This window comes from Aeromonas sp. HMWF014 (genome assembly GCF_963878295.1).
Taxonomy (GTDB): domain Bacteria; phylum Pseudomonadota; class Gammaproteobacteria; order Enterobacterales; family Aeromonadaceae; genus Aeromonas; species Aeromonas popoffii.
The window spans coordinates 1-1,405 of the sequence record NZ_CAWNYS010000550.1; the positions used below are offsets into that span (position 1 = coordinate 1).

Annotated in this window: 2 protein-coding genes; both read left to right on the forward strand. The window is 64.1% G+C overall.

Features of this window, described 5'->3' with window-relative positions; genetic code table 11:
- A partial coding sequence (locus tag AAC083_RS21355) for a PLP-dependent transferase (protein ID WP_181364849.1) occupies positions 1 to 685 on the forward strand: 685 nt, incomplete at its 5' end.
- Positions 685 to 1,405: amino acid kinase family protein (locus tag AAC083_RS23455; protein ID WP_441296526.1), on the forward strand; the 721-nt coding region annotated here is incomplete at its 3' end. The genes AAC083_RS21355 and AAC083_RS23455, both read left to right, overlap by 1 nt.

Consider the following 1,405-nt stretch of genomic DNA (forward strand, 5'->3'; position numbering starts at 1 on the left):
TGAAGTGGGTGCCCAGGTCGTGGTGGACAACACCTTCCTCTCGCCGCTGCTGCAACAGCCGCTGGCGTTGGGTGCGGATCTGGTGGTGCACTCTACCACCAAGTACATCAACGGCCACTCCGACGTGGTGGGGGGCGTGGCCATTGCCAAGGAGCAGACACTGGCCGAGTCGCTGGGGTGGTGGGCCAACTGTCTGGGGCTCACCTCCGGGGCGTTTGACTCCTACCTCACCCTGCGCGGTCTGCGCACCCTGGCCCCCAGATTGCGCGCCCATCAGGAGAACACGGATCGCATCCTTGCCTTCTTGCAGCAACAGCCGCTGGTCAAAAAAATCTATCACCCCAGCCTGCCGACCCATCCGGGTCACGATATTGCGCGCCGTCAACAGTCAGGTTTCGGCGCCATGCTAAGTTTTGAACTCGATTGCAGCGAGGCCGGATTGCGTACCTTCCTCGCAGCACTCACCCTCTTTTCGGTGGCCGAATCCCTCGGCGGGGTGGAGAGTCTGGTGGCCCATCCAGCCAGCATGACCCACAGGGCCATGACCCCGGCGGCGCAGCAGGCAGCAGGCATCAGCGCCCAGCTGCTACGGCTGTCGGTTGGCATAGAACACGGTGAAGACCTGGTGGCCGATCTGGCTCAGGCTTTTGAACAGGTGCAGCAGGCAGAGCAGGTAGCGAAGTAATGGAACAGCAGCAAGGAGAGATCGCGGTGGTAACAGTAGCAGGATTGAAGCGGCGCCATGTGCACAAGTTTGGTGGCAGCAGTCTGGCGGATCCGGTCTGCTATCGCCGGGTCGCGGCGATAGTCGAGCAACAGGTCGGCGGGAACGAGCTGATCGTGGTCTCCGCCGCTGGCAAGACCACCAACCGGTTAATCCAGCTGGTGGAGCTGGCCGAGGTGGGGGATGAGGCCGCCGGTGAAGCCATCTCCGCCCTGCAAGCCTATCAGCAGAGCCTGATCGACGGCCTGCTGGAGGGGGAGCTGCAGCTCGACCTCAGCCAGCAGCTGGCCGACGATATGCAGCTGATCGCCAAGACCCTGGAGGGGCAGTTTGACCGCTTCGCACGCAACGGCCTGCTCGCCTTTGGCGAGGTGTGGTCGGCGCGCCTCTTGGCGGCCCTGCTCACCAGCCGCGGCGACAAGGCCATCTGGCTCGATGCCCGCAGTTTCCTGCGCGCCGAGGACGGTGCCCTGGTCAAGGTGGATACCGCCCTTTCCAGCGAGCTGCTCAAGGCGCGGCTGGCCGAACATGCCGGTCGTATCGTGGTGACCGGTTTTATCGCCGCCGACATGGAGGGGCGTTCCCTGCTGCTCGGTCGCAACGGTTCAGACTACAGCGCCAGCCTCCTGGCCCTGCTGGCGGATGGTGAATCCACCACCATCTGGAGCGACGTGGCGGGGG